Annotated in this window: 20 protein-coding genes; all 20 read right to left on the bottom strand. The window is 42.1% G+C overall.

Translation table 11 applies throughout. The features are described 5' to 3' along the window. Window positions 1-154 precede the first annotated feature (154 nt). Complete coding sequence (locus NSS78_RS08220) at window positions 155-1,387, bottom strand: MFS transporter (protein ID WP_199852771.1); 1,233 nt, start codon at window positions 1,385-1,387, stop codon at window positions 155-157. A 99-nt stretch (window positions 1,388-1,486) separates the two neighbouring features. After that, complete coding sequence (locus tag NSS78_RS08215; protein WP_050944992.1) at window positions 1,487-2,212, bottom strand: GntR family transcriptional regulator; 726 nt, start codon at window positions 2,210-2,212, stop codon at window positions 1,487-1,489. 164 nt (window positions 2,213-2,376) lie between these two features. Beyond that, the gene (locus NSS78_RS08210) at window positions 2,377-4,749 is read right to left on the bottom strand and encodes a DNA translocase FtsK (RefSeq protein WP_309216718.1); all 2,373 of its coding nucleotides are present in this window, start codon (window positions 4,747-4,749) and stop codon (window positions 2,377-2,379) included. A gap of 110 nt (window positions 4,750-4,859) precedes the next feature. Beyond that, on the bottom strand, window positions 4,860-5,096 hold the full coding sequence (locus NSS78_RS08205) for a YlzJ-like family protein (RefSeq protein ID WP_003211099.1): 237 nt from the start codon (window positions 5,094-5,096) through the stop codon (window positions 4,860-4,862). Continuing rightward, entirely contained in the window at window positions 5,093-5,821 is a 729-nt protein-coding gene (locus tag NSS78_RS08200; RefSeq protein ID WP_003212436.1) for a ClpP family protease, read from the bottom strand. Before NSS78_RS08200 ends, NSS78_RS08205 begins: the two co-directional genes overlap by 4 nt. A 119-nt stretch (window positions 5,822-5,940) precedes the next feature. Continuing rightward, window positions 5,941-7,608 (bottom strand): ribonuclease J2, encoded by a 1,668-nt coding sequence (rnjB, locus tag NSS78_RS08195; RefSeq protein ID WP_003212233.1) that lies wholly within the window; start codon window positions 7,606-7,608, stop codon window positions 5,941-5,943. Between the two features lie 171 nt (window positions 7,609-7,779). Continuing rightward, the gene (gene dapA, locus NSS78_RS08190; RefSeq protein ID WP_003211660.1) at window positions 7,780-8,646 is read right to left on the bottom strand and encodes a 4-hydroxy-tetrahydrodipicolinate synthase; all 867 of its coding nucleotides are present in this window, start codon (window positions 8,644-8,646) and stop codon (window positions 7,780-7,782) included. A 30-nt stretch (window positions 8,647-8,676) separates the two neighbouring features. Next, complete coding sequence (gene dapG / locus NSS78_RS08185; RefSeq protein ID WP_050944998.1) at window positions 8,677-9,891, bottom strand: aspartate kinase; 1,215 nt, start codon at window positions 9,889-9,891, stop codon at window positions 8,677-8,679. A gap of 92 nt (window positions 9,892-9,983) precedes the next feature. Next, on the bottom strand, window positions 9,984-11,003 hold the full coding sequence (gene asd / locus NSS78_RS08180; RefSeq protein WP_003211715.1) for an aspartate-semialdehyde dehydrogenase: 1,020 nt from the start codon (window positions 11,001-11,003) through the stop codon (window positions 9,984-9,986). A 139-nt stretch (window positions 11,004-11,142) separates the two neighbouring features. Beyond that, the gene (gene dpaB / locus NSS78_RS08175) at window positions 11,143-11,736 is read right to left on the bottom strand and encodes a dipicolinate synthase subunit B (protein WP_050945000.1); all 594 of its coding nucleotides are present in this window, start codon (window positions 11,734-11,736) and stop codon (window positions 11,143-11,145) included. Further along, window positions 11,733-12,635: a dipicolinic acid synthetase subunit A gene (gene dpaA, locus NSS78_RS08170; protein WP_003212195.1), complete on the bottom strand. Its 903-nt coding sequence runs from the start codon at window positions 12,633-12,635 to the stop codon at window positions 11,733-11,735. The genes dpaB and dpaA overlap by 4 nt, the downstream gene beginning before the upstream one ends. Before the next feature lie 123 nt (window positions 12,636-12,758). Beyond that, on the bottom strand, window positions 12,759-13,031 hold the full coding sequence (locus NSS78_RS08165; RefSeq protein ID WP_012010001.1) for a YlmC/YmxH family sporulation protein: 273 nt from the start codon (window positions 13,029-13,031) through the stop codon (window positions 12,759-12,761). Window positions 13,032-13,101: 70 nt separating this feature from the next. Further along, window positions 13,102-14,025 (bottom strand): aminoglycoside phosphotransferase family protein, encoded by a 924-nt coding sequence (locus NSS78_RS08160; protein ID WP_309216717.1) that lies wholly within the window; start codon window positions 14,023-14,025, stop codon window positions 13,102-13,104. A 73-nt stretch (window positions 14,026-14,098) separates the two neighbouring features. Beyond that, window positions 14,099-15,328 carry a pitrilysin family protein gene (locus NSS78_RS08155; RefSeq protein ID WP_050945004.1) on the bottom strand — a complete coding sequence of 410 codons (1,230 nt, stop codon included), beginning with the start codon at window positions 15,326-15,328 and terminating at the stop codon, window positions 14,099-14,101. A 33-nt stretch (window positions 15,329-15,361) separates the two neighbouring features. Next, window positions 15,362-16,255, bottom strand: coding sequence for a polysaccharide deacetylase family protein (locus NSS78_RS08150; RefSeq protein ID WP_223250646.1), 894 nt, complete (start codon window positions 16,253-16,255; stop codon window positions 15,362-15,364). Between the two features lie 174 nt (window positions 16,256-16,429). Continuing rightward, the gene (pnp, locus tag NSS78_RS08145; RefSeq protein ID WP_003211098.1) at window positions 16,430-18,547 is read right to left on the bottom strand and encodes a polyribonucleotide nucleotidyltransferase; all 2,118 of its coding nucleotides are present in this window, start codon (window positions 18,545-18,547) and stop codon (window positions 16,430-16,432) included. A gap of 181 nt (window positions 18,548-18,728) precedes the next feature. Further along, window positions 18,729-18,998, bottom strand: a complete 270-nt coding sequence (rpsO, locus tag NSS78_RS08140) for a 30S ribosomal protein S15 (RefSeq protein WP_012009997.1) — start codon at window positions 18,996-18,998, stop codon at window positions 18,729-18,731. 140 nt (window positions 18,999-19,138) lie between these two features. Further along, a complete protein-coding gene (gene ribF, locus NSS78_RS08135) occupies window positions 19,139-20,104 on the bottom strand; it encodes a bifunctional riboflavin kinase/FAD synthetase (protein WP_309216713.1) in 966 nt (321 codons plus the stop codon). Window positions 20,105-20,122: 18 nt separating this feature from the next. Beyond that, window positions 20,123-21,052, bottom strand: a complete 930-nt coding sequence (truB, locus tag NSS78_RS08130) for a tRNA pseudouridine(55) synthase TruB (protein WP_003211771.1) — start codon at window positions 21,050-21,052, stop codon at window positions 20,123-20,125. Window positions 21,053-21,120: 68 nt separating this feature from the next. Beyond that, a complete protein-coding gene (rbfA, locus tag NSS78_RS08125; RefSeq protein ID WP_003210803.1) occupies window positions 21,121-21,471 on the bottom strand; it encodes a 30S ribosome-binding factor RbfA in 351 nt (116 codons plus the stop codon). Window positions 21,472-21,484: the final 13 nt, after the last annotated feature.

Below are 21,484 nucleotides of genomic sequence, written 5' to 3'. Positions count from 1 at the left end.
TCCGCCTAAAGAAGGACAGAAAATGAATGTTTTTGAACACCTCCCGTTTGGAATAATTTAAAAGATATTACTATACATTAGTTTAACTATCAAAATTTTACATGTCAATTTATAAAAAAGAAAAAAGATGGCAAAATACCGTCTTTTTTCTAGATTAAACCGTTTTTAATTGTTCACTTTCATCCTCTTCATCTGGCTGGATGAAGAAGATGACCAAAAATAGAGAAATAAGACTGCAAATGGTCGAGAGAATAAAAACGATGGAGTCCCCTTTATCCATGAGATAAGCGTAAATCGGAGGTCCTAAAGCGACACCGATAAAACGCATACTGCTGTAAAACGACGTAATGGTTCCGCACTGCTCTTTTTCAATTCCTTCTGTGATCAGGGCATCAAGTGCAGGCAGGACAATACCGATGCCAACACCGCCAATGCTTAAGCAGATAAACAATACATAAAAGCTGTGATTCCACCATAAAAGCATATAGGAAAGTGATAGCAAGGCCATGCCTACGATTAAAAAGATTCTCATTTTCCCTTTTTCTTTTCCAATTGTTTTCCCAGCAACGTATGAGCTGATGGATAGAAAAAGGAGCGGAATGCTAAGCAGGAGCCCTTTTTTGACACCCTTAATTTGATAAGCTGCCTCCAGGTTATCAGATAAGTAAAAAAGCACACCAAAAAGAAGAAACATAATAAAACCGCCAATTGCAAAAATGGCATAAAGCCAGCGTCCCTCATGCTTAAATATGGTCTTTGTTGATTGTAAAAATTCTTTGAATGAAGGCGGGTCCTCCTCTTTTTTCGCGGATTCTACCATGAACAGTACCATGAGAAAGCTGATGATTGAGAAGAACGGAATAAACCAAAATGGCACAAACCAAAACCATGAAGCCAAAAGCGCCCCAATAATCGGGCTCAATACCTTTCCAGCTGTGTTAGAGGTTTCAATGGCGCCTAGTCCCGCACTGACTTCTTCATCATCATGAAACAAATCTCCAATAAACGGCATCACGACAGGTGCTGCCCCGGCTGAGCCAACACCTTGAAGGACCCTGCCAAATAGTATCCACATGTACGGTTCTTTCATGATCGTTGAGGCAACTGCTGCCACAGCCCCTCCAAGTCCTGCGATTAACAGACACGGCAGGAGTACCTTTTTTCGCCCGATTCGATCTGATAAATAGCCGGCGATCGGAATACATAAGATCGCGACAACGGAGTATACCGTAATAATGAGGGAGACTTGAAAGGAAGTAATGGAAAGTGTCTTTTCTATCTGTGGCAATACAGGAATGAGCATCGAGTTCCCAAGTGTCATGATTAAAGGCACTGATGATAATGCAATAATATTCTTTTTACTGACTGTTTTCTCGCCCAACATCATTCACCCAATTCTATATACTGTTACGTATTAGTGTGGCAAGTTTTACGGGTATTATGTATGGGCAAACAAAAAGCAACCGCTTATGAAAGCGACTGCTCGTTAAAATCGTTTACGTATCACATGAAAGCTGAATTTATCCGCTCGAAAATAATTAAGCGAGTATAAGACCGGCTGATCATCCTGATCATAGTGCATTTGTTTCAGTAGTAATAATGCTGTTTCAGGGTCACATTCTAGTATCGGTGAAACCTGATCGTGGTAGCCGATTGGTTCAATGTCAGCAACTGCATATTTTATCCCGCTGTGTGGTTCTCTTCCAAACAGCTCAAAAAGAGACTCTTCTTCATGTGTAAAAGAAGCGGGAAGATGCTTGACCGGAATTTTATCTAAACAGTAAACCACGGGCTGTCCATCTGCCGTCCGAACGCGCTCCATTGAAAAAATCTCATCAGATTCATCACACTGAAAACGAATCACATCATTCTCTGTTGGTTCCCCTTCTTGGGAGGATAAAAAAATGGTTCCAGGCGTCATATTGACCTGCTCTATCATTTTCGTGACACTTGCCAGCTGTTCTATGCCTGTTGAAAAGAGTGGTCTTGTGTTGACGAACGTACCCACACCATGCCTTCTAATTAAATATTTCTCTTCTTCTAATATACGAAGGGCTTCACGCAGTGTCGCTCTGCTCACACCTAAAAGCTTTGAGAGCTCAAACTCAGAAGGCAGCTTTTCTTTTTCGGCATATACGCCTGATTGTATATCTTCTTTAATACGGTCAATCACTTTCAAATATAAATGGCGATTGTCTGTTTTGGTCGACATGTTTTCCCTCCGTCTAATCAATGCAAATGATAAGATGAGAAATCTCTATTCCGAGATAAGTTGAACATAACTATATCATGTTTTTGCAAATAAATAAATAGTCTGACTTCCAGTTAACATAATCATACTATCGTTCACTTCTTTTTTAGAAAGCTCTCTTCGATTTATGAAGAGAGCTCATCATATTGTTCTTTTGAAAGCAGGACTTCTCTCGGTTTACTTCCTTCATAAGGACCGACAACGCCTCGCTCTTCCATTGCGTCAATCAGGCGGGCGGCCCGGGTATAGCCGATGCGGAATCTTCTTTGAAGCATAGAGACAGAAGCCGTCTGCATGCCGATGATGAGTTCCACTGCTTCATCATATAAATCGTCATCCACAGCTGTAAGCTGATCCTGCGTTTCTTCAGTTGGAATCATTTCTTCTTGATATTGCGCTTTTTGCTGAGTGATCACATGGTCAACGACATGCTCTACTTCTTCATCTGATAAAAAGGCGCCCTGCACACGAACCGGTTTGTTTGCCCCAACTGGTAAAAACAGCATGTCCCCTCTGCCGAGCAGTTTTTCTGCGCCCCCCATATCAAGGATCGTCCTTGAATCGGTTTGCGAGGACACGCTAAAGGCGATGCGAGATGGGATGTTGGCTTTAATGACACCTGTAATGACATCGACAGAAGGTCTTTGTGTGGCAATAATTAAATGAATCCCCGCTGCACGAGCCATTTGCGAAAGTCTTGTAATAGAATCTTCCACATCTGAGGAAGCGACCATCATTAAATCTGCAAGCTCGTCTACAATGACGACAATATAAGGAAGTTCTGGCTGTTTCGCCTCTTCTGATTGATTCATTCGTTTAATGTAATCATTGTACCCTTCAATATTTCTTGTCCCCGTATGAGAAAACAATTCATATCGGCGTTCCATTTCACTGACGACTTTTTTCAGTGCCTGTGAGGCTTTCTTAGGGTCCGTTACAACGGGAGCGAGCAGATGCGGAATGCCATTATACACATTTAGTTCAACCATTTTCGGATCAATCATCATCATTTTCACTTCATGAGGTTTCGCTCTCATGAGAATACTTGTGATAATGCCATTGATACACACACTTTTTCCGCTTCCTGTCGATCCTGCTACAAGTAAATGCGGCATTTTGTTCATTTCAGCGAGCACGGCTTCACCCGAAATATTGCGGCCTAGTCCAATCAGCAGCTTCGCATTTGGACGGTCATTTTGCTTCGATTCTAATACCTCTTTTAAAGAAACCATCGCAATTTCTGCATTAGGAACCTCAATACCGATGGCTGATTTCCCAGGAATCGGCGCCTCAATCCGAATATCTTTTGCGGCGAGAGCAAGAGCTAAGTCATCACTTAGATTGACGATCTTACTTACCTTCACGCCAACATCTGGATAGACCTCATATTTGGTAACAGCCGGTCCTAAGTGAACCTGTGTAACTTTCGCTTTGACGCCGAAGCTTTGAAACGTTTTTTCAAGCTTTCTTGCATTTTCATATATATTCTTTTTGTCTGTTTGCTGTCCTGAGTGCTGCGGCTCTGCCAAAATATCCAGTGACGGCAATTCGTAATCTTTGTTTTCAAGTTCCGTAAACGTCATCGGCGGCGCCTCTTTTGGTTCATCAGCTGAATCTGATGGAGCCGGCGTACTTTGCACAGATTCTTGAAGAGGCGAAGTCTCTTTTGCCGCCTGCTCTTTTTGAACGAGCGGGGTGAGAATGTCATCTCTGTCAGCAAAGCTTGAGATAATCGGCTGACTATTGTCAGGCACTGGCGATTCCTCTTCCATTATGATCTGATCATCTTCGTCCTCTTCTTGAATACGAGACCGTTTTTTCTTTTGGGCCGTTTTCTGAGAGGGCGCGCTCTTTTTCGCCTGCCTGATTCCTTTCATATCTTCAACAAACGCTTTCCACTGCTTCACCATAAATTGCGAGACAGGCAGCGTCACTTTTTTCACCATTTCTTGAAGAGATCGATTTGTAATCAGCACAATTCCAATCAGCATCAGAACGATTGCCATGATTTGAGAGCCTGCTTGTGCAAATAAGAAATAAGAAGCAGCAAATAATACGGCACCGATCATGCCGCCTCCTAAATCAGGCGACCCCGTCTCACCTTTCATGTCCATCAAGAAAAGCTCAAATGTATTTCTGATCACACTTTGAGAGCCTATCGCACCCGCAGATGAAAGGTGCTGAAAGAGCTTCACATGAGACAAAAGCAAGATACTCGCAATGATGCAGTATAGACCTGCTTTTCTTCTTGTCAACATATCTGGGATTTGTTTTTTCCAGAAGATGGTCACGCCAAAAAGAAATAATCCGATAAGGCAGAGAATGAACCATTCACCTGCAAAGAATCGGAATAAATGTACGAAGGTTTGTCCAACGACGCCTAGCTGTAAAATGGCGATGATCGCTATGGCAATACAGACTAACCCATTTAATTCATATTTCAGTTTTAGCTGTTTATTTTGTTTTTTTCTCGTTTTCCGTTTTCTCTTTTTAGCCATACTCATCACCTTACTACGAAAGAAAATATAACCTACCGAAAGATCAGAAAGAAAGCAGCCTGGTTTTGGCTGCATCTTGTTGTAAGTTTTCCCTTTATTATAGCATAGAATCATTCATATGAGTCGGTTTGATTAGAGCCTAATTGTAACTTCAATCGCTTGCCTGGTGCAAGCTCTTGATTCAAAAAGTCCATTGGATTGGTGCTCATGACTTGAACGATTTCTGCTTCATCCTCTTTCATTTCAACCATAACTGGCACGCCTTGGATGTTTACCTGCTGAAGTTTACGGTCTCCTTGTTCCTCTGCGTAAATGGCTTCATATGGCATAGGTGTGTATAAAATCATTGGATCAGCCCCTCGTTTTGAGATGCCCTTTCTCCAATCAGCTCGTTCAACTTTTTAATCGCTTGTCCTACACCGCCTACTTCATTCATGAGTCCGTATTCTGCCGCCTCATGACCAACAACATTTGTTCCAATGTCTCTTGTCAAATTGCCTTTTGAGAACATGAGCTCTTTGAACTTCTCTTCTGTAATATTGGAGTGGCTTGTCACAAAGTTAATGACTCTTTCCTGCATTTTATCTAAGTATTCAAAGGTTTGCGGGACACCAATCACAAGACCAGTTAAACGCACAGGATGAATGGTCATCGTGGCTGTTTCCGCAATATAGGAATAGTCACACGATACAGCAATCGGGACACCAATGGAGTGGCCGCCGCCAAGTACAATCGATACAGTCGGTTTTGATAAAGACGCAAGCATTTCTGCAATCGCTAGCCCTGCTTCAACATCGCCGCCTACTGTATTTAAGATGATCAAAAGCCCTTCAATTTTTGGGTTTTGCTCTACTGCTACGATTTGCGGTATGACATGCTCGTATTTGGTTGTTTTATTTTGTGGCGGAAGCTGCATGTGCCCTTCAATTTGTCCAATAATGGTGAGGCAATGGATATTTGTATCTTGCGGCAGCTGTGGTATGGCTGTTTCACCAAGCTGCTGTATTTTGCTCATAATGCTGTCTTTTTCTTCTGGCTTTCGCTCAGGCTGCTGTTCATTTTTTTCGTCCATTTGTCTCCATCCTTTCCTCAAACTCTCCTCCTATTATGAACAAGAAGGCCATATTCAATCCGCATTCCTCGCACCACATCAAAAAAGCCCAAAGAGCTTATGCTCCTTGGGCTTTCTCATCATACTTCCATAATAATCGGAATGATCATCGGCTTACGTTTTGTTTTTTCATATAGGAATTGATTGAGTACGTCACGCATGGATTGTTTCAATGTTGACCATTCAACAATTGAGTTTTCCGTTTGCTCTTTGACAATCCCTTTGACCATTTCTGTCGCTTTCACAATCAGCTCTTCAGATTCTCTGACATACACAAATCCTCTTGTGATGATTTCAGGTCCAGAAATTAATTGTTTCTTTTGTTTATCGAGCGTAATGACGACAATTAAGATACCATCTTGAGACAATAGGCGTCTATCGCGTAACACAATGTTCCCGATATCACCAACGCCAAGACCATCGATCAAAATATTGCCTTGGTGAACTTTTTCACCAATCTTGACGTTCTGTCCTCTAAACTCCACAACATCCCCTTTATCAATCAAGAAAATGTCACTTCGTTTCATTCCCACTTCTTCAGCAACACGAGAATGTGCTTTTTGCATACGATATTCGCCATTCACCGGAATTAAATACTTCGGTTTTAGTAAGTTCAGCATGAGCTTTAACTCTTCTTGGCAGCCATGTCCAGAAACATGCACACGTTTTTGTGCAAAAATGACTTGTGCGCCGCTTCTTGTAAGGAAATCCACTGTTTTTGAATAGGTAAGTTCTTGTCCAGGAAGAGGTGTAGATGCAATCACAACCGTGTCATCTTTTTCAATATGAAGCTGTTTGTGATTTTGTTTCGCCATTTTTGTTAACGCAGCTAAAGGCTCTCCGTGGCTTCCAGCTGTCAGGACGACCACATCGTTTTTCGCCATTTTCTTCACTTCTTGAACTGGTACAAATAATTCTTCGTCTGCTGTGACATAACCAAGTTTGATCGCCAGCTGAAGAGTCGTCATCATATTCTTTCCTGCTACGGCAAGCTTACGGCCATTTTGATTTGTTGCATTAATGATCTGCTGCACTCGGTTAATGTTAGATGAAGATACAGCCACAATGACACGATTTTCAGCATTGTACATCGCATTTGAGATTTCGTCTTGAACGAGCGCCTCAGAAGGTGTATAGCCTGGTTTTTCAGCATTGGCACTGTCTGAAAGAAGTGCTAAAACGCCATTGTTTCCAATTTTCGCAATCTCTCCGATGTCACAGGCTTGGTTAAGCGCTGGGGTTTGATCAAATTTAAAATCACCTGTGCATACGATTGAACCAAGAGAGGTTTTGAAGCTGATCCCAACTGAATCAGGGATGCTGTGATTCGTTCTAAAGAATGATACCTTTGTTGTTTCAAACGTAATGACTGATTTTGCATGTACCTCACGCAAATCAGCTTTTTGATTGAAGCCATACTGTTTTAATTTTTCTCGAAGTAACGCAAGGGTCAGCTTCGTTCCGTAAACTGGTACAGACAATTTGCTTAAGCAATGGAATACGCCTCCGATTGCTTCATCATGTCCGTGGGTAAGAAAAATTGCTTTCACCCGATCAGCACGTTCTGTTAAATAAGAGATATCAGGAATGACAACGTCAATGCCTAGCATTTCGTTTTCTGGATGCATCAAGCCTGCATCTACCACATATATGTCCGAATCAATTTCAATGACATATAAGTTTTTCCCGATTTCTCCAACGCCTCCAAGTGCAATAATTCTTACGTTCTCTGTATTTTTCTTTTTCAAAATTCTTATCCTCCTAGTCTCAAGCCCGTCCATCATCGCTTAATGCTATTATAACTGAATCTAATTTTAGAAAACAAGATGAAGTCACATTTTAAGAAAGTGTTTATGTATAAAAAACGGTCATACTCAGGGACATCTGAGAATGACCGCTTACGAAATCTTTTGTTTTGATCAGCTGTTTAAGACGCTGCTTAAATCCAGTCTCTCTTCTTCTGACAAAGGTAGAAGCGGAAGACGAACCGATCCGACATCTAGTCCTTTCAGCTGAAGAGCTGTTTTGACAGGCGTTGGATTTGGCGCTGAGAATAGCTGTTTCATGATTGGAAGCAGCTTTTGATGGATCAATGCGGCATTGGCCGTTTGACCTGAAGCATAGCTTTTCAGCATTTGCTGCATATCAAGCCCTACGATATGAGACGCCACAGAGACTACTCCTTTTGCACCAACAGATACAGCTGGAAGTGTTAAGCTGTCGTCACCTGAATAGACATCGAAATCTTCTGGTGTTTCTGCAATGATTTTTGTCATGGCATCAAGATCACCACTTGCTTCTTTGATTGCGACAATGTTAGGTATTTGCGCAAGCTTAATGGTTGTTTCTGGGGCTAATGACGCAGCCGTTCTCCCTGGTACATTGTAAAGCATGACAGGAAGAGATGTAGACTCGGCAATGGCTTTAAAGTGTGCATACATGCCTTCCTGTGATGGCTTGTTGTAGTAAGGTACGACAAGCATCACTGCATCAACGCCCGCTTCTTCTGCTTTTTTCGTTAGTTTGATAGACGCATTTGTATTATTACTGCCTGTTCCTGCAATGATTTTACAACGACCATTTGCTAATTTTACCGATTGCTGAAAAAGAGCGACTTTTTCCTCAGTCGATAAAGTTGGCGATTCGCCTGTTGTCCCTGCAACGACTAATGAGTCACTGCCGTTTTTTAACAAGTAATCAATGAGAATTGATAGCTTTTGGAAATCAATGTTGCCCTTTTTATCAAAAGGTGTAATCATAGCTGTTGCGATATTTCCGAAATTCATTTTTTTCACCTCATCATGATTCAATCACATTTATCTTGAAAGTTCAAACACTTCGTGCAGGGCATTGACAGCCGCTCTCATGTTTTCTTCGTTCACTAGCACCCAAATGGTCGTATGGCTGTCAGCCGATTGTAAAATCGGAATGTTTTGCTCGGATAGAGCCGATACAATTTTTGATGTGACACCTGGTACACCCATGATGCCTGCGCCAACAGCTGATACTTTCGCACAATTTGTTGTGACAATTGGCGTATAACCAAGATCTTTTAGGATCGAGGTTGCCTTTTCAGTCATTGCACCTGTCACGGTATACACAATCTCACTCGGTGTAATATTGAAGAAATCGACACTGATTTGTGCATTAGCCATTGCTTTAAAGACCTCTGTTTGGACGCTGTATTGCCCTTCTTTTGCCGGGACTTTGATTTGCGTCACATCATTGACATGTGCAATACCCGTAATGAGGCGGTCGTACACATCATGGCTCATTTTATCTGAGTAGTGTGACGTGACGAGTGTGCCCTCTTCATCAGAGTATGTTGAACGGACCCTCATTGGTACTTTTGCTTGCATCGCAATTTCGACAGCTCTCGGGTGAATGACTTTTGCTCCTTGATATGCAAGGTTGCAAATTTCTGTATATGTCACGACTCTGAGCGGCTTTGCATTTTCAACAATGCGGGGATCTGCCGTCATGACGCCTTCTACATCTGTAAAAATATCAATAAAGTCTGCCTGTAATGCAGCACCTAAAGCAGCTGCGGACGTATCACTGCCGCCTCGTCCAATTGTGGTCACGTCTCCATTTTTCGCGGCTCCTTGGAACCCAGCAACAACGACAACATCATGTTCAGATAGTGCCGCCTCGAGACGTTCGCACTTCATATCAATAATTTTCGCACTCGTATGTTCCTTATCTGTCACAAAGCCAGCCTGTGCGCCTGTCATCGCTACAGCTTTTAGCCCGTTTTCATTCAGCATGCTTGAAAACACAACAGCTGAAATATTCTCTCCGCAGGAAACGAGCAAGTCTTTTTCTCGATTTGTCATATGCTGCGCGCTGCCGTAAAGCAGACCAAGCAGCGTATCTGTCGCATAAGGATCGCCTTTTCGTCCCATTGCGGAAACGACGACAACCGACTTATAGCCTTTCTCTTTTGCCGATAAGATATGTGCAAGTGCCCTTTGTCTACCTTGATCATCTTTGACAGATGTACCGCCAAATTTTTGGACAATTATTTTCACTGTTTTCACTCCAAGTTCATTCTGACGTAACAGAAGAGAGCAGGCGAAAGATGCCTAACTCTCTTCTGTTCGTCCTCATCATCCATTGAATGTTAAACTAATTTTAATGCTTTTAAGCTTTCTGCAATTTGAACGGAGTTCCATGCAGCGCCTTTTAGCAGGTTATCAGATACAATCCACATATGGAACCCGTTTGGACGGTCCAAATCTTTCCGAATGCGGCCGACAAATACGTCGTTTTTCCCAACAGCATCTGCAGGCATTGGATAAATTTGCTGAGACGGATCATCTTGCAGTGTAATGCCTGGAGCATCTTTTAGAATGGACTTGACGTCTTCAACTGTTGCGTCGTTTGATTCTAGTTCGACGTAAACAGATTCTGAATGTCCTGTTTCAATTGGAAGTCTCACACATGTTGCCGCTACTTCCAGCTCTGGCATATGCATGATTTTTTTCGTTTCGTTGATCATTTTCATTTCTTCAAATGTATAGCCATTGTCTTGGAATTTATCAATTTGCGGAATCGCATTAAATGCAATTTGATAAGGCATGACTTCCGGTTTCACATCTTCTTTATTTAAAATGGCTTGTGATTGGCTATATAGCTCGTCAATGGCTTCATGTCCTGCACCTGATACGGCTTGGTAAGTGGACACGATGACTTTTTTCATGCCATACGCCTGACGAAGCGGTTCTAATGCCGCTACCATTTGAATCGTTGAACAGTTAGGGTTTGCAATGATTCCTTTATGGTCATGCAAGTCTTTTTCGTTTACCTCTGGTACGACAAGAGGGATGTTTTCGTCCATACGGAAAGCACTTGTGTTGTCTACAACAATCGCACCTCGTTTGACTGCTTCAGGAGCTAGCGCCTTGGAAACATTTCCTCCAGCACTGAATAATGCAATACTTACTCCTTCAAAGCTTTCAGGTGTTGCTTCCTGTACAGTATACTCTTGACCTCTGAATGTCACTTTTGTTCCAGCAGAACGTTTTGAGGATAGTAGAGTCAGTGTATCCATTTCAAAATCTCTGTCAGCTAGTGTTTTTAACATTTGTTGACCGACAGCTCCAGTCGCTCCAACTACAGCTACATGCAATCCTCTTCCCATCAGTAAAACTCCTTCCGACCCATCCATGATTCTTTTCTTTCGGATGGCCATCCTATGACTTTTTACATTTTATTTTACCATAGAAAAGCAAGGCTTGAAGCATCTTTTTTGAATCTTTCATGATTTTCTAGTGAATCTATTATTCGCTTGGTCCAATTAAAATTGGCTGAATTTGTCTATGCTGAAGTGCCTCTTCTACTGTTTGAGAAAGCAAATCCATGTTCGCGACCATGGAGGTCGGTTTTTTAAATGGATCATCCTGGCCAAATGGAATAAAGAAAATATTTTTTGTCGACATCAGCCTCATCAGATTTGTACCATTTAAGCCTAGCGCATCATTTGTTGAAATTCCTAAAACGACAGGACGATGATTTCGAATGGTTGCTTTTGCAGCCATTAAAACAGGGCTGTCTGTCATGGCATTTGCAAATTTCGCCATCGAGTTCCCTGTTAATGGAGCAATGACCATACAATCAAGTGGCAGCTTAGGCCCGAGCGGCTCTGCTTTCACGATTGAGTCAATCGCCTTAAAGCCAGTCAGCTTCTCGATCCGCTCAATCCAGTCCGCCCCATCTCCGAATCTTGTATTCGTGTTCTGGACCGTATATGATACCACTGGACGCACTTCTGCTCCTTCTTTTACAAGTGCTTCGATCTGCGGATAAACAGCTTCGTACGTACAGTGGGAACCAGTTAAGCCAAAGCCGATTCTTTTCCCTTTTAATGTTGTCATGATTCCATCCCCCTTTTTTCCTCTGCAAGTTCACATAAGAGCCCAGAAAGCACTTTTGCAATGATTTGCCCTGCTGTCTTTGGTGCGACAATCCCCGGGAGTCCTGGTGCAAGAAGCGCCTTCACCCCGTGTTTTTGTGCAAAGTCAAAGTCTGTTCCTCCTGGGCGGGAGGCGATATCCAAAATGAGTGTCTTTGGTGTCATGCTGACGATGACAGATGAATCTAATACAAGGCTTGGAATGGTATTGATGATGATATCTACATCTGTTACTTCTTCTTTTAACCGGTCCATTGAAAATGGATCGAGTCCCATTTCAAATGCCCGCGCTAAATGCGCTGTATCTGCTGCCCCTACTTTTACGTCCGCACCGAGTGCCCGAAATGTGCGGGCAATGGTGAGTCCTGTTCTTCCGAGCCCAAGAACAGCGACACGTGATCCATGAATCGTATAATCCGTTTGCTGAATGGCCATCATGATAATCCCTTCAACTGTTGGAATAGAGTTATATATGGCAATATCATCTCGCTCAAACAGCTTCACAAGTTTTCGGTTCACCTGCTTTGCCAGATTGTCTAAGTACGTATTAGAAATACCTGAGTACAGGGTACAATGGGCAGGGGTTCTTTCTAAATATGTTGCTTCTAGTAACACCTGTTCATTTGAGAAAACTGTCGCGACAACACCTTCATCCGTTGCCCCTGATACTGGCAGGATCATACTGTCTACCTGTTCGAATGGAAGTTCTGACATTTTTAGCTTTTCAGCCCCAATAAATCCGTGATCCAGCTGATCAAATCCAACCAAAAACACTTTGGCATGCTGCTGTGACAGCTTGCGAATAATTTCAAGCTGCCTTGCATCTCCCCCGATCACCGCAACCGTTAAACCGCTCAACATACTGACCGTTCACCTTCTTTATTTAAAAAAGTCTGTAATATTTTCTGAATCTCCCTTTTAGCATATGAGGAGAGGATTCAGCCTGTGAACAAATCGAAGAGAGAAAAGAAAAAGAGCACCCATTTATGATGGATGCTCTTTTTCCCCGGGCGGCTGAAGTGCTTCAGGCACATCGAGAATGATCATATCTGATCCTATTTTTTGAATGTGATTCCACGGGACGCGGATGTCATTTCCTTGCTTTCGAAAGCCAAACCACTTCACGGAAGGTATGATGAGTGCTGTGATTTGACCGTCCTGTTCATTGATTTCAAGGTCGGTTTGTCCAAGCACGCCAAGCCGCTCCGCTCTTTTAATATCAACGATCTCTTTTCCTGACAGCTCGCTTAGCCTCAAAATCGCATCACTTCCCTTCCGTATCATATATGCAGCCACAAGAAGAAATAGACCGTCCCGCTTTTGCAAGTTATGCATGGTGCCAATTTGAATACCAAGCTGGTTTCAGTTGATGAAAGTGATCATGGTCTGCCAGCATTCTCTCCACTCGGTTCACCATATCTTGTACATGTTCAGTGTCATAAGAAAGCGTCCAAACAATAGAAGAAAAGCAGCTCATTGCTGTATAGATAGAAAAAAGAAGCCAAAAATCGTCTGTGGCCTGCGTATTTACATAGTGATCCAGTTGCCCTGCTGAAAACGGAATACTATTTTCTCGGCTAAATAAGGACAATTTATAAAAATCATGAACCGGGTCACCCCAGTCAGATTGATCAAAATCAATGACGCCGGCATACTCACCTTCTTGTATGATGATATTCCCCAAATGAAAATCATCATGCTGGAATTGATTAGGTCTCGCCTTTACCGCATCAGCATGTGATTTGATAAAATCTAATACGAATTGCTCTTTCGTAAAGGTCACTCCACTTGATTGATAGGCATGTACATACCGTTCATGTTTCGCCATGACTCTCTCATCCCATGGCGCGACATGAGAAGGTGCGGGACATGTATGCATGAAATTCAGCTCTCTGCCTGCCCGTCTTCCGATTTCATACTGCTCTTCATTTGTAAGCAGATGGATGGATGCTCTAGCGTTCTCTCCTTCAATAAAAGAGAAAATACGATAGGTACAGTTAAGTTCAGGATTCATTCCAACCTCCATGACTTCAGAACATAGAAGCCCTCGATTTTTAAACTTTTGCTGAACTGAAGCTTTTCTTTTAAAATTAGTATACGTTTTGAGATTTGATAGCTTGAGCACCAGCTTTTCACTTGAGGATGTTGTGACGAGGTAAGTTCGGTTTCCAGATAATCCAGATGTCATCGGCTGAAAGGAGATGGCTTGTGTCAGAAGCGGAGAGAGGAGTTTCAGTTTTTCTCGTTTCATGTAAGCAGTGCCCCTTTCTACTTGATATACAATAAACGGCAGACCTCTTAAGAAGCCTGCCGTGTTGTTTACATTATGATGGCTGATCACCCGTAGGACTAATAAGCGAGAGCGCATAATCCTCAGTAAAGATTCGTTTTGATAAGTTATTCACACCGTCTAAAGTGACTTTATTGATTTCTTCAATAATTTCATCAAGTGTACGATGTTTGCCAAGGAGCAGTTCATTTTTACCGTTTCGGCTCATCTTGCTGTTTGTGCTTTCAAGGCTGAGCATTAGGTTCCCTTTCATTTGCTCCTTAGAGTTTTCAAGCTCTTTTTGCGTAATTCCCTCACGCTTTAAGACGTCTAGTGTTTGTAAGATGGTTTCAGAGAGCAGGTTTAACTGCTTCGCTCCAGTCCCGCCATAAATCGTCAGCATGCCGTTATCTGCAAATGAACTGTGATAGCTGAAAACGGAATAGGCGAGGCCTTTGTCTTCTCTTACATCCTGAAATAAGCGGCTGCTCATGCTTCCCCCAAGAACATTATTTAAGACGATTAAGTCATAGATGCCTTTGTCTCCAGCTGGGAGGCCATTAAAGCCCATGCATAGATGCGCTTGCTCTGTTTCCTTTTTGCGTGTGAGCTTGTCATAGTGAAATTGCGGCGCTTCTACAGGCTGTTTTTTTCCTTTCGTTTCATACGAACCGAACAACTTTTCAACTTCACTAATGAATGTGTCATCCACATTCCCTGCAACAGAGATAACGACGCGGTCCGGCGTGTAGAATTCATCCATATAAGCTCTAAGAGAGTCACCGTTAAAGGTAGAAAGTGTTTCTTCTGTTCCTAAAATCGGGAACCCTAAAGAATGATCACCATAAATCGCTTTGCTCAACAGATCGTGAACGATATCATCAGGTGTATCCTCATACATTTTGATTTCTTCATATACTACATTTTTTTCTTTTTTCAGCTCTTCTTCATCAAAAGCAGAGTGGAAGAACATGTCGCTTAATACATCGAGGGCGTAGCCGGCATGTGAATCAAGCACCTTTGCATAGTAGCAAGTGTATTCTTTTGACGTAAAGGCATTTACTTGACCACCGATGCGGTCAAAGGATTCTGCGATATCACGTGCAGATCTCGTCTTTGTCCCTTTAAAGAACATATGCTCTAGAAAGTGTGATATCCCATTAATTTCTGGTGTCTCATGTCTAGAACCCGTTCCAATCCAGACGCCAATTGCGACAGATCTTACAGTGGGATTGTTTTCAAGTACAATTCTTACTCCGTTTTGGCATGTATACGTTTTGACCAAGTTTTGCTCCTCCTATTCAACAAACAGATCGGATCACGGATGTCTTTTTTCACTTAGGAGGTCAGAAACCGTTCCTAATTCATATCCTCTTTCCTTGATTTGAGTGATAAGTGCGTCAAGACTTTTCGCCGTCGAATCTGTTGGATGCATTAATATCATCGCCCCATTGTGAATTTTTCCAAGCACCCGTTTTTGTAGTACGTTTGGTGACGGTTTTTGCCAGTCAATGGTGTCTACCGTCCACATAATGGTTTCCATTCCTTCTTCTGCGGCAAGCTTCACTGTTTCTTCTTTAAAGCTACCGCTTGGAGGGGCGAACCACTTCGGTTTTTTTCCAAGGGATTCTTCAATTTGACGATTTGTTTTGGTAATCTGCTCTAATGCTCGTTCTCTTGTCAGTGTGCGCATATCTGGGTGATTGTATGAATGGTTTCCAATTTCATGACCATCTGCCACGATCTTTTTAGCAAGATCCGTGCTTTTTTTCACCCATTTGCCCTCTAAGAAAAAGGTCGCCTTGACCTGATGCTTTTCCAGTGTCTTTAACATCTTGATTAAATGTTCGTCACCCCAAGCCACGTTGATGAGGAAAGCATTCATTTTTTTATCTGGATGTCCCTTGTAAATGGGTTCAGCACCAAGTTCATGTAAATGAATAGAAGGTTTTGTTTCATTGAAAACAAGCAGCTTTTCATCAAATGACCCTTGTTTTTTCATTTTTTCATAAGAGGCATCGATATTGACCGTCTGTCCATTTAGACCAGGCATCTTTTTCCACACTTTATCAATCTTAGCATTTTGCGCCTTCACTTCATAGTCAGAAGACTTCGATTCAATCTCTTGATATAAAATATCTTTTGAAACAGATGCAACCTCAGCATGCTCTTTCATTGATTCAATATATGTAACAGCAGCCGGCTGCTTCATCGTTTGATATGACACGAGCAGTAAAAATACAAACACAATGAATGGTAACGTTTTTTTCAATGGTTGTCCCTCCCCTTTACCACAAATTATGATGGGGAGAAACAAGCTAGAACTATTGTTAGCGCAAGAAAAGAAAGAAGCCTGGTACGGATACCTGGCTTCTAACATATTTCATTAAGACTGTTTTTCTTCTTTTTCCTTTTCTTCACGTAAAACAGCTTTGCGAGAAAGGTTCACACGGCCTTGTTTATCGATTTCAGTGACTTTGACAAGTAATTCATCGCCAATCTTCACGACATCTTCTACTTTGCCTACACGATCAAGCGCAAGCTCAGAAATATGAACAAGTCCATCTTTGCCGCTGAAGATTTCAAGGAAAGCACCGAATTTTTCAATGCGTTTTACTTTACCTAAGTAAAGTTGTCCTACTTCAACTTCTCTCACAAGATCTTCAATGATTTTCTTCGCTTTTTGGTTCATGTCTTCTTCTGTAGAAGAGATAAAGATTGTACCATCTTGTTCAATATCGATTTTCACACCGGTATCTTCGATGATTTTATTGATTTGTTTACCGCTTGGTCCAATGACATCGCGAATTTTATCAGGATTGATTTTCATCGTTAAGATTTTTGGTGCATAACGAGACAATTCTCCTCTAGAAGCAGGAATCGTTGACAGCATGCTATCTAAGATTTCCATTCTTCCTTTTTTCGCTTGTTGGAGCGCTTCTTCCAAAATGTCTTTTGATAGACCATCGATTTTGATATCCATTTGAAGTGCTGTTACACCTTTTGATGTACCTGCAACTTTAAAGTCCATATCACCAAGTGCATCTTCCATTCCTTGAATGTCTGTCAGCACTGTGTAGTATTCACCGGATTTCACAAGTCCCATTGCAATCCCTGCAACTGGTGCTTTAATTGGAACACCCGCATCCATCATCGCAAGTGTGCTTGCGCAAATACTTGCTTGTGAAGTAGATCCGTTTGATTCCAGTACCTCAGACACAAGGCGAACCGTATAAGGGAAATCTTTTTCAGATGGGATCACTGGTTCTAATGCCCGTTCACCTAGCGCTCCATGTCCGATTTCACGGCGTCCTGGGCCACGCATTGGCCCTGTCTCACCAACACTGAATTGAGGGAAGTTGTAATGGTGCATGAAGCGTTTTGATTCTTCAACGCCTAGACCGTCAAGAATTTGCACATCGCCAAGTGCACCTAATGTACAAATACTGAGCGCCTGTGTTTGTCCTCTTGTAAATAGACCTGAACCGTGCGTTCTTGGTAGAAGTCCTACTTCTGAAGAAAGTGGACGGATTTGATCTACACCACGTCCATCTGGACGTACTTTCTCTTCAGTGATCAGACGACGAACTTCATTTTTGACAAGCTTGTTTAATACGTCTTTCGCTTGTTTAATTGTCGCTTCGTCGCGATCTTCTTCTTCAAATTTCTCAACCACAGCTTTTTTCACTGCACTGATTGCATCTTCACGTGCATGCTTCTCATGTACTTGAATCGCTTTCAGCAGGTCTGTTTCAGCAAGTGCTTTTACTTCGTCTGCTAACGTTTGATCTACTTCATATAGAGGAATATCGATTTTTGCTTTACCGACTGCTTTGACAATTTCCTCTTGGAATTCGATTAAACGTTTGATCTCTTGGTGACCATACATGATAGCTTCAAGCATTGTTTCTTCTGGTACTTCGTCAGCACCAGCTTCGACCATGTTGATCGCATCTTTTGTTCCAGCGACTACAAGGTTGATGTCACTTTGTTCAAGCTGTTCTACATTTGGATTGATGATAAACTTTCCATCAACTCGTCCTACTGTAACGCCAGCGATTGGTCCCTCAAATGGAATGTCAGACACACATAATGCTAAAGATGAGCCAAACATTGCAGCCATTTCAGATGAACAATCTTGATCCACACTCATGACGATACTAATAACTTGTACTTCGTTTCTAAATCCATCAGCAAATAATGGACGGATTGGTCTATCAATTAAGCGGCTCGCAAGGATCGCTTTTTCACTTGGACGGCCTTCTCTTTTAATGAAGCCACCAGGAATTTTACCTACTGCGTATAATCTTTCTTCGTAGTTCACAGTGAGCGGGAAGAAATCAAGTGGTTTTGGTTCTTTAGAAGCTGTTGCTGAGCTAAGCACAGCTGTATCTCCGTAGCGTACGAGGACCGCTCCGTTTGCTTGCTTTGCAAGCTGGCCAGTTTCAACTGTCAGTTGACGTCCAGCCCAGTCTATGGTGAAGACATGTTTCTCTTGTCCCATTCTGAGAAAAACTCCTCTCTTATCTTGAAATTTTAGTTAATTCTTATTATGAACAAAATGATTTTCACATATCAATGTGAAAGGTGTATGTAGAAGGGTTTTTGCCATTCTTTCAACATTTTAACCATAAAATATTAGTGATTATACGATAAAAAAGCGGGAATCCTCCCGCTTTTTACGATTATCGACGTAAGCCTAGTTTGTTAATTAACTCACGGTAACGAGTTACGTCTTTATTACGTAGATACGTAAGAAGATTACGACGTCTACCTACCATTTTCAAAAGACCGCGACGTGAGTGGTGATCTTTCTTATGAGTACGTAAATGCTCGTTCAAGTTGTTAATTGATTCTGTTAGGACAGCGATCTGAACTTCTGGAGATCCAGTATCAGATTCGTGTGTTTTGAACTCACTAATTAATTGAGTTTTACGCTCTTGAGTAATAGCCATCCTGTTTCACCTCCAAATCATGTTAGCCCCATCTACCTCGCAACCGTCGGTGAAGTCGGCCTGCCAAGTAAGTGGTTTTAAAGCTACAGGAATAATCATACTAAAAATATGCTGAATTTGCAAATGGTAGAGCTGTTTTTCTATGAATTTTTTGTTTGCTTTCGCTGATGTTGAAAAAACTGAATCGCTTCTTCTTTATCTTGACTGATTTGAGCCGTTAACTCCTGGATTCCGTTAAATTTTTGCTCACTGCGAATGCGCTTGAACCACTGTAATTTAATCGGTTCACCATATATTTCTTCGTTAAAACCAAAGAGGTTTACTTCAATGGCAGGTTGATCAGGACGTTTTTCATAAAAGGTTGGTTTATAGCCAACATTACAAACACCTTCATACACTTTACCTTTCACTTCTGCTCTTACTGCATAAACCCCTGTTGGCGGAATGATATACTCAGCAGATAAACCGACATTCGCAGTCGGAAAGCCGATCGTCCGTCCTCGTTTATCACCATGAATGACAATACCGCGCAGCTGATACGGTTTTCCTAAAAGCTCACTCACATATTCAACATCCCCATTTTTCAATGCAGAGCGTATGAGTGTTGAGCTGACTTTTCGGTCTTGATTAGACAACTTAGGAACGATGGTGGCCGTGATACGCCCTTTTCCGTACTCATCGAAGGTTTCCATTGTACCTGCACCAAAACGGCCAAACGTAAAATCAAAACCAGCTACTGCGTGCTTCACATTCAGCTCATCTAAATATTGATCGACAAACTCTTGAGGAGATAGCGCTGCAAAGCTTTCGCTGAACTGCACAATGTATAAATAGTCAGCGCCCAGTTGTTCGATGAAATCAATTTTATCCTCAAGCGGTGTAATTAAGTCCTTGGGTTCACGTGCTTTTTGCAAAACATGTGATGGGTGCGGATGAAAGGTCATGACCGCTAAAGCCAATCCTTCTTTTCTCGCAATGCTTTTTGCTGCGTCAATCACTTTTTGATGTCCGAGGTGAACACCGTCAAAATACCCTAAAGCCATAACAGACGGGTCTTGATCCTTTTGATTCAATGTATGTGGGTGTGAAATATGTATAGTCTTCACGAGATGGTCACCTTTTCTTTAAGATTGCTTGTCCTGAGATAAGATCTTCGCCGGCTTCATCAGATTCTGTTTGGTCGGGTGCTTCATATATATCGCCATACACCGACCTGAAGGAGCAAAGACAGCGACACGATCTTCCTCTGCGAAATGAGCGAATTCATCAGGCATGGGCAGGACTGCACCGTTTTCCACTTTACTTGCTAATGTATCATTTATCTCCCATTTCGGCAAATGATTGAGCGCGCGCTCGATCGAGACAAGGTGCTCATCTACTGTGCCTTCTTCGCTTATATCTCGCAGCTCATCAAGGGTGATGCACTCATCTAGTGTAAAATCACCTGATCCTGTGCGAATGAGATGTGACATATGAGCTGGAAATCCTAGTTTCTTTCCAATATCAACTGCTAAGGTTCTGACATACGTTCCTTTTGAACATAAAACGGTGAATCTAAATGATACTTTTCCATTTTCAAATAAAGCAGGTGTTGTCCGCTCGATACGGTGAATCGTAATCTCGCGGCTCGGCCGCTCAATTTCAATGCCTTCTCTTGCATATTCGTAGAGTTTTTTTCCGCCAATTTTCACAGCCGAAAACATAGGAGGAATTTGTTCAATGGTTCCTTGAAACTGTTTCAGCACAGCATCAATGTCTTCTTCTGAGATGGGGTTTTGTACCTTTTTTTCTTCTACGATCTCACCTGTTTGGTCTTCTGTTGTTGTAGAAAATCCAATCGTGATTTCTGCATCATACGTTTTCGATTTATCTGTTAAGTATTCGACAATCTTCGTTGCTCTTCCAATACAAATGGGCAGAACACCTGATACCTCGGGGTCGAGGGTGCCTGTATGTCCGACTTTTTTTGTATGTAAGAGCTTTCTCACTTTGAACACACAGTCGTGAGAGGTCATCCCTATTTCTTTATGTAATAAAAGAACACCATTTACCATCTGCGCTCTCTCCTTTCGTAAACGATGAAAAAGGACAGACGATCATCGCCTATCCTTATTTCAACGTCTTATTCGTGATCTTTTGTGTTTAGTTCAGCAATTAGGCTTTCAATTCTGTTTCCGTAATCCACGGATTCATCGAATTCAAAGTGCAGTTCTGGTGTTTTGCGAAGTCTAATTCGATTGCCAATTTCAGAGCGGATATACCCTTTAGCCTTAGCAAGGCCTTTTAAGGTTTCCTCTCTTTTCTTCTCGTCACCGAGAACAGAAATGTAAACTTTCGCAATTTGCAAATCACCGGTTACTTCGACATCGGTTACAGTCAAAAAGCCGATTCTTGGATCTTTTAGCTTTCTGCCTAGGATGTCGCCTAATTCTTTTTTCATCTGCTCACCCACGCGGGTTGCTCTCATACTCATGATCATATCACCT

Origin of the sequence: Bacillus sp. FSL W8-0920 (assembly GCF_038593215.1) — a bacterium.
In the GTDB taxonomy this organism is placed as follows: Bacteria; Bacillota; Bacilli; order Bacillales; family Bacillaceae; genus Bacillus; species Bacillus pumilus.
This window is presented reverse-complemented; position numbering and strand designations above follow the sequence as displayed.